This window comes from Marinomonas sp. SBI8L, assembly GCF_001624705.1.
Taxonomy (GTDB): Bacteria; Pseudomonadota; Gammaproteobacteria; order Pseudomonadales; family Marinomonadaceae; genus Marinomonas.
On sequence record NZ_JSEO01000002.1, the window covers coordinates 387,298 to 396,634 of the forward strand.

A 9,337-nucleotide genomic window follows, 5' to 3' on the forward strand; every position below is an offset into this window, starting at 1 on the left:
TTGGATTACTTTAAAGCTAATGTTTAGCTAATATTTGCTCTACCATCACTTCTACATTGCCCTGTTCCATGATCGAATAATGATCGGCATTTACTTCATAAAAACGAACATCGCTTAAAATACTTGCCCATGTACTTTTAACGTTTTCAATCTCAAGTATGTCATTTCTATTCGCAATAAATATCTGTGTTTTTAAATTGATTTTAGTAACAGGTTCAAAGCTCAACATGGCCTTTTGATTCTTATTACAACTCAAAATAACATTTTGGAAAAATGAATGAACCTCCTGATTTAAAGTCGCATTAATCTGGCTAGAACCTTTACCCAATATAGCTTCAATCACATTTGATACACCTAATTCATCAGAACCACTTTTGATCGATATAGGGTTAAGGCTATCTTTTAAATGTGGATATTGCTGTTTCAGTTCTTCAATAAATACATTTTGCCCAGTTGCTTCTTCTTTATGACTCAAATTCTGTTTAAGGCTAGGCGGGTCTATGAATATCAAGTCTAAATTTTCCAATAACGCACTTTCTTCCAGCTCTAGTAGACGTATTATTTCCCAAGCAATCAGTGCCCCAAAAGACCAAGCAATAATGCGCTTTGGCACATTCTTTTTAATGCTACCAAGATAAGCCGCTGCTAAGGTTTCAACACTGGTAAGAGTTTGTGAGTTATCATGAAATAAAGGATCCTTGACACCTAACGTCTCATCGGTGTCAGGCAATGCTTTTATCAAGGCTCTATAACCCCCTAACTCACCACCAATTGGGTGAATCAGCATGTTTTTAGCGCCATTTCCAGCTTTAAGTATCTGACTATAATCCAGTTTTTGGATCTCTGATTCAGATACTTCATCATTACTTATGAGTTTGGTTAAACGGGCGATAGTGACATCTTGGTTAAGCTCTTTAAGCGAGATTTTTCCAGGGAAGCTGGCTTCTAAAGCATCAAATAAATCTAAAACGGTTAGTGAGTCACCACCTAGATCATAAAAACAAACCGCCTTTGATATGTCATCTTGCCCCAAACAGTCTTTAAAAAGGTTTGTTATTAGACTCTCCAAAGTTTGAGCTTCTTTATTTTCTACTGCTCTTTGCGGAATGAGTTTATTGTCATTTATCTCTTTAAAAAATGCCGTTTTATCATGATCCCTTAAAGGAGAAATTAGATACTGACTTGAGCCCTGCTCAAGAGTAGATGAAAACAAGCTAACCCCCTGTTCAGCCGTTATTGCAAAATCGTTTCTCTCAACCTCGCTAGCCATACCTGTTCCTTGCCAAGTAGGCCAGTTCACACTGATAAACTCTGTATCTGGGAAAATCTGGTTCTGATGTTTTGCTAATAAATCTAAAAAATGGTTTGAAGCACAATAATCCGTTTGACCCGCTATTGCATTCACAGAAGACATTGATGAAAAGTACATTACCTTTTTAGGCTTAAGAGACAATAAGGTTTTTTCAACGTTAATTGCGCCAAGTACTTTGGCTGACATTTTATCTATCGTCTTTTCTGTATCTAAAAGGCGCATCATGCCACTACCACTTTCACCCGCTAGGTGAATCAGTGCGTAAACCTCACCAAAACTTGCTTGAATTTGCTGCTTAACCCATTTCATCGACATAAGATCAGTGATATCACACTTGAGTCTGTTTACCGCTAACTTTGTATCTAACGTATTACCCATTGAAGAGCGGCTCAAACAAATAAGCTTATTATTTGAATCCTGACTTAGGTGTTTTATCAAGGCTTCGCCTATGCCTCCAGTCCCTGTGAGTACATAAACTTTGTCTTTTCTCCCCTTTTTATCGAGGGCCTTAAGGTAAGTCGTTTTATCAGATTCGGATAATAAATTGGGTGGATTTATAGACCTTTGATAATGCTTTTGCCACAAAAAATGCCCTCTGATTGCATAATGGCCGGATGATAGGTTTTCTAATTTAAGTAATGCATTAAGAACGAGTTGTTCTGAAGTAGGTAGCATGTCCAACACCGTGTATTTCAAATTTTCAAACTCAATTGGGCAGGTTTGTAATAAGCCAAGCAATAATGCACTGGTTGGATTTAAGCTTTCATCTCCTAATATTTGAGCACTGCCTTGAACAAGATTAATGATTTTGATTGTCTGCTTAGAATGATTAATCAATTTGCTCTGAATAAGATTAATCAGATCATTCCAATCATTAAAAATTTGTTTAAACCCAAATGGAGCTAAATCTAGGTCATTAGAAAACCCTTGAGACGCTGTTGATGAGTAAGACGCTAGCTGATTAAAATTTAGCAAGGTAACATCTTTTAAAGTTTCTAGATCAAGCTTTTCAAGGGTTTTAACAAAGTCATCTAGATTAGAAAAGTAACTAACCTGGGTGAACACAGAGAGTTTCTCTGCTAGCTTTTTCCCCTGTTGGTTTGGGTTATCAATAAGGACATAGTGCTTATTAAAAGATGCATTGTTCCCTTCAAGGCTTTCCCCCCTCAACCAGTTTTCCTGTAGAAACCAATCAGTTTCAGGCAACTGTTTAAAGCTAGTAAGCGCCTTACTTTTTGCCCTCTCTAATGGCTCAATATTTAACAAAAAAGTATTTAACGAAGAAGCATTTAATGAAGAGGTATCATCAGTCTTGTCATGGTTGAATAAATCACTCGCGTAAGAGCGTTTATTGAATTCGATTTTTGGCGGTTTAAGCTCATTTCTCGAATCCGAGTTCGGTGATTGCCCCATAATAAGGTGAGCATTTGTGCCACCAATACCAAAACTGCTAATACCGGCATATGGCTTTGACATATCTTGGTCAAGCATGTGAGGGCTTATTTCAAATCCAGCTTTAATGAAGTCGATTTTAGTATTTAGCGTATTTACATGAAGACTGGCGGGTATTTTTTTATGATAAAGAGATAAGGCTGTCCGAATAAAACCTGCAACGCCTGCTGCTGCGCCCAAATGCCCCATTTGGCTTTTTAAAGAGCCTAAGTAGCGTTTATTTTGGTGATCGACAGTTTCAGTCTGTTCTTGTTTTTCTGATTTAAGAGCCTGTGAAAGCGCACTGACTTCTATCGGATCACCAAGCAAAGTGCCTGTACCGTGCGCCTCTATATAACCGACTTCAAAAGGTTCGATCTCAGCTCTTTTAAGTGCCGTTTTAATCACCTCAATTTGCCCTGAAAGTGAAGGCGCAAAGTAACTCACTTTATCACTGCCATCATTATTAATCGCACTCGATTTTATGGTGGCATAAATCGTGTTTTGATCCTGTATAGCCTGCTCTAATGGTTTAAGCACAACGGCTGCCACACCATTTGCAGGGACAGTACCGTCAGCATCATCGCTAAATGGTCGGCATAATCCTGTTTTCGATAAAATCATGCCCTCGCGATATGGATAGCCCGATAATAAATTTAGGTCTATGTTTACACCGCCAGCAAGGCAAACCTGACTATCACCATTTAACAGTTGCTGACAGGCTTGATGGATCGCAACGAGCGAACTTGAACAGGCAGTTTGAACAGAGATAGCAGGGCCTTTAAGATTGAGATGATAAGCAAGGCGTGTCGCAATAAAGTCTTTTTCATTTAGCAGGGATATGTGAAATTTATCTAGATGTTTATTTTCAAGCTTAGATAGAATCTTAGTTTGGTAATCGCTATCACCTTGACTAAATACAACGCCAACCTTATTCGAGCCGTCACCTGTAATACCAGCATCAGCTAATGCTTGAGCCGAAGTCATAAGAGCATGTCTATGCTGAGGGTCCATTAGCTTGGCATCATTAATTGATATGCCAAAATAGTGAGGATCAAAATCAAACACATCTTGGATGCTAGATACGCTATTCACCCAGTGAGTATCTGAGCGACCTCCTTTCTCATCTTGAGTTTTTATCGCGCAGGTAGCGTTTTTAATCAGTTGCCAGAAAGTTTGTAAATTATTGGCTTGTGGCAAATTGACCGCCATTCCTATTACAGCAATTTTTTGAATGCCATTATTAGCTTTAGCACTTACGGTTGTTTGTTTTTCAATTATGTTTTCAGCAACTAAACCAAGATCGTTACTTAAAGGGTCTTGATCAATGTCATTTTTATTAAGTTTTTCGGCTAACTGATTTAAATTTGGTGTATCCAATAAGGTCATGAGACTTAGATCAAAAGAAGCAATTTGAGCGTTAGTTAACGCATGATGAAACTTCATCATGAGAATCGAGTTCATACCTGCTTCGAAAAAATGCTGCTCTTGGTCGATTTGGTAACCGAGAATGGGGGTTAAGATTTCATGTAGTTGGCTAACTAAAGCTTCTTTGCTTCTATTTGGCTCATTGCTTTTATTTAGTTCACTGCATTTATCTAGCTCTGTATTTTTATCTAAGCTGGACGTCTGATTAGTCTTACTCTGACTTGCGTTACTCGTCTTTTTACCATCTTTGAAATTTGGAATTGGCAAGCTGTGTCTGTCTACTTTACCATTCAAGGTTAACGGAAATTCATCCATTACTATTATGTATGAGGGTTGCATATAACGAGGTAAATTATCCATTAGCATTCTGGATAATTCGGTTCTCAACGTTTTCGAACCGCGCGAAGTGATTAATTCAGCCTCTTGATTATTTTCAATTGGTACTGGGGGGACTCGAACTACATAAGCTAAAAGCTCACTACCCGCATTTTCATTTTCAATGCTGGTTACCAGAGCTTGAGATACGCTTTCATGGCCTAAAAGGCAGGTCTCAATCTCTCCGGTTTCAATTCGAAAACCGTTTACTTTGATCTGAAAATCTTTACGTCCAACAAGTTCAATATTGCCATCAGCACCACGTCTGGCTAAATCGCCTGACTGATACATTGTTTGAAAAGGCGATGTACTAGATATAAAAGGATCTGATGTGAATTTAATATGGGTCAGCGCTTGGTTATTTAGATAGCCTCTGCCAACATTTGCACCACTAATATAAAGCTCACCCACTTCACCTCTCGCAACCATCTTTTTCGATTCATCAAGAATATAGAGACGATTGTTCTCCAATGCTTTACCAATATGGATATTATCTTGCTCTTTTGTCATTTCAGCAGCAGAGCAATAGACAGACGTTTCAGATGGACCATACAAATTGAATAGACGCGCTTCATTCACTATAAGAGCGTTTTTCAATGGTGATGATAGATGATCACCTCCTGTCAGCATTTTTAACCCTTTGGAGGGTTTCCAACCGATATCAACCAACAACTGCCAAGTTGCAGGTGTTGCTTGCATTAGACTTACGCCATAGTGCTTTTGCCTATTAGATAAAAGCTGAGGCGTATGCGCTTCTTCCCAAGTTAACAACGCGAGTTTTGCGCCACAAATTAAAGGCAAATAAATTTCAGTAACATGGATATCGAAGCTGGGTGCGGTGAGGTTCATAAAGGTATCTTGATCTGAGATATCTAGCATGTGCCTCATGGATAAGAGTAAATTGGTGATATTAGCCTGAGTCACCATGACACCTTTTGGTTCACCAGTAGAGCCTGAGGTATAGATAATATAGGCAAGCTCATTAATTGCATCATTCGTTCTTGCCGGGTTAGATGGGGCTTCTTCTTTTACTAATGCCCCATGGTTAGCATCATCAAGCGGAATCAGTGTTAAGGCTTCACTCAAATTCTGTAAGTTTTCAATATTGCCTAAAACCGTTTTTACTCCAGCAATATTGAGCATGCTCATTAATCTTTTGCTAGGGTTTCTAGAATCCAGGGGTAAATAACAAGCGCCTATTTTTGCAATGGCTAGAATCGCCAAACAGCTCGTTGGAGACCAAGCTGAAGCAAGCCCTAAAATATCTCCCTGTTGATAACCTAAACGCTTAAGGTAATGAGCCAATTGATTTGCTTTTAAATTTAACGCTTTGTAAGTAAGACCTCTATCTTCACCATTCTCTTTCCAAACTAATGCCGTTGAATCAGGTGTCCTAGCAACTTGCTGTTCAAACATATCGATAAAAGAAAGTGAAAGATCAAACCCTAAGTCACTATGTGTTTTTTCAAAATTAAGAGATCCCTCGAAATCAAAAGATGAGCGGCTTTTCGGTAAGCTGATATCTGTCGGCTGGTAATCTGTTAAACAATCCAACTCCATAATAAATCTATCTAGTATGGCTTTGGCTTTTGTCTGATTAATACAAGAGATTTGATATTCAAGGCACAATTCAGCACTTTCATGACTTTTAATTAGATATAAAGAGATAGGGAATTTAGCATCACCAGCAAATCCAGTTACCGCCTGAATCGTTTGATCTGCTAGCTTAAAATTATTCAAATCCGTATTTTCAAGTACAAATAAAGCCTCAAACAAAGACGGCTTATTGCCAAGAGACTGACTTAACTCACTAATTTGCTGAAAGTCTAAATTCTGGTGCGACAAGGTATCGATAACGAGATCTTGTACATAATTAACAAAGTCTGACTGTCCTTCTCTGGAGCTCTCCTTTAAATGGAAAATACTCGTATTAGCGAACATGCCGACGATCGATTCATCTTCTAAAGATTGACGATTAGCGATTGGAGAGCCAATGGGAATATTTTTGTTATCAAAGATTTTGGCAAGCACTAAGTAATAGGCACCTAAAAATAGGCTAAACAAAGTTACATTATGCGTTTTAACAAAGTGTTCGATAGATTCCCATCTGGCTGAATCAATAGACGAATGAAGCTGAGCTCCATTTTTGCTATCACGTAAAGAAGTCGGAAATAACAAATTTTTATTTGAATAGGCTTTGAGTTGAGTGAGCCAGAAATTCTCGTCATCAAGGTGACTTTGATTTCCAGCTTTATTACTATCCTGACTATATTGTCCGTAGTTCGTGTTAAGTGCGTTTAAAGTGTTGGTTTCTTGTTTTAAACCACTTTGATATAACTGGTTGAGCTCATCAAGAATAAGATTAAGACTCCAACCATCAATGATTAAATGATGAAAGTTAAAACTGAGAATCTGTTTTGCTTGATGATTATCTGGATCAGATATTTTAAAAAGACAAACTTTGGCTAAAGGGCCCCTTTCTAGATCAAAAGGGGTTTTCATAAATCGCTCTAGTTCAGTATCTACTTCTGCTTGTTTTATCTCACAAACCTTAAGAGGCATAACTAAACACGTTTCAGAGACCATCAATTGATTATTATTTAACTGAAACTGACTTGTTAAGCCTGTATGGCGAGCAAGCAATTGTGACCATGCCCATTCTAATACAGAAACAGATAAACCCTTTTCCAGAAAGAAATGATAAGGCGCATAATAAGCCTTAGAATCTGGCTCCATTTGTTGTAAGAAAAACAAACGTAATTGCTGCTTTGTTGCCACATAGTGTTTGATGTTTGTTGATGGGCTCGCGGTATTTCCTTCTAACTCTTTTGATAATTCTGGTAACTGCTCAACCTTAGCGATTAGGTCATAAATAGTCTCAGTTTCTAGTATCTCCCTTACACTCAGTTTTATCGATAAGGCACGTTTTACAGTGGAGGAAAGGTGCATAGCTTTTAAAGAATCACCGCCGCTTTGAATAAAACCTTTTTCTAAGGAAAGTTCAGACTGATTGAGCACTTCGAGCAATAAATCAACACAGATATTACCTCTTATTGGCGCTATCTGAGCTAACGTGCTTCTTAGCTCATTTAAGCTTTCTTTCTCTTTATTAAAGCTTGTCACTGATGTTTGGCTGGATGCGAGTTCAGATAGCTCTGATCTTGCTAGTGCTAGTGCCTTTCTATCTAATTTACCATTCGCATTTAATGGCAGTTTGGCTAACACAAACAAACGATGTGGCAGCATATAAGTTGGAAGTTGTTCTTTTAGGTAAGCTAGTACCGAATCTTTGTTTAATGAGCGGGTTTCCTTATAGCGACTTTCTTCTGAACTTGTCTCTTCATTAACACCTTGAGCAGTAACGATATAAGTGTAAAGGTCTTTATAGCCAAGTCCCGAATCCACCCCTAAGGTAACCACTTGCTTAATATTAGGGTAGCTTACTAGGTGATTATCTATCTCTGCTGTTTCGACCCTATGACCACGTATTTTAACTTGATCGTCTGCACGCCCTAGATATTCAATTTCACCTTTATCATTACGTTTTGCAAGGTCACCGGTTTTATACCAAACATTAGAATCCAGCTCTTTGTTTGCTTTGTAGGCTAATTCAATGAAAACCTTATCCGCCTCACTATTAGCGCTAATATAGCCTTTAGTCAGACTTGGACCTGCAAGGTATAAGTCGCCAACTTCATTCGTATCAGCCAAATCACCTGTATTATTTTGAATAATCGCTTTCGTTTTACCAATGACTTTCCCAATAGGCACAGATGCATTGGTGATATATTCTTCGAGACGACTTTCATCTAACTTATGACATAAGCTGAATGTAGTGCACTCTGTGGGGCCATAGGCGTTATATAATTGGCTTTTACTGGTTTTACCCGCTTGTGCCTGGTAGAAGGCCATGCAACTTTGTGGTGATAAAGCCTCTCCCCCAACTAATAAGTGTTTGATCGAGATTATTTCTTGTGGGTATTTAGCAACCATGAAGTTAAATAACGATGCCGTCATAAAAGCATAATCTAGCTGGCTATGGTGAAGCTTTTGAGCAAAGGTGTCAGTTTCAATTAACTCTGTTTGATTAAAAATAACCAAACAAGCACCATTTAAAAATGCGCCCCATATTTCAAACAACTGAGCATCAAATGTAGGATTAGCCCAACTAGCGACTCTGTCATTAGCTCTGATATCGACATAACCTGGCGTAATCACAAGATTAAGAATGGCATCTTGGTGAATTGGTACACCTTTAGGAATGCCAGTTGTCCCTGAGGTAAAAAATAAGCAAAAACCCTGCTTTAAGTCTCTCGCTGCAAAGCTCGTCGTTTCTTCAGTATGAAATAGTGAGACCTCATTTGTATGGATATCAATACAATTAACGCCTAATTCAGAGGGGATGTTACCCAAGCCAAGCTCTACCTTGGCAAGTGATAGCATGGTTTTTTGTCTAACGATGGGCGCATCAGGGTCAAGGGGGAGATAACAAGCACCACATTTAGTAATCGCCAACAAACTAACACAAAGTGATAAAGATCTAGGTAAATATACTGCAACCTTATCACCCTGCTTAACCCCATTTTTGATTAAATGCTGGGCCATAATGTCAGATAAAGCATCTAACTCACGGTAACTCGTTGCTTTGTCATTGCACTCAATCGCATTATGGTCACCGAACTGAGTAACCCTTTGTTTAAAGATTGAAATGAGTTTGTTGCCGTTATTTTGCTCAAACAAAGGCTTATTATTTTTCTTATCCATGAATAATATCTCTTCAAACAGTCTAAT

At 38.3% G+C, this 9,337-nt stretch carries 1 protein-coding gene; it reads right to left on the bottom strand.

What is annotated here, in order from left to right; all coding sequences use genetic code 11:
- Positions 1-16 precede the first annotated feature (16 nt).
- Positions 17-9,310 (bottom strand): non-ribosomal peptide synthetase, encoded by a 9,294-nt coding sequence (locus OA91_RS03805; protein ID WP_063337217.1) that lies wholly within the window; start codon positions 9,308-9,310, stop codon positions 17-19.
- Positions 9,311-9,337 lie beyond the last annotated feature (27 nt).

Coding starts and splice junctions, on each gene's coding strand:
- OA91_RS03805 (WP_063337217.1), bottom strand. CDS start 9,310: ATGGATAAGAAAAATAATAAGCCTTTGTTTGAGCAAAATAACGGCAAC.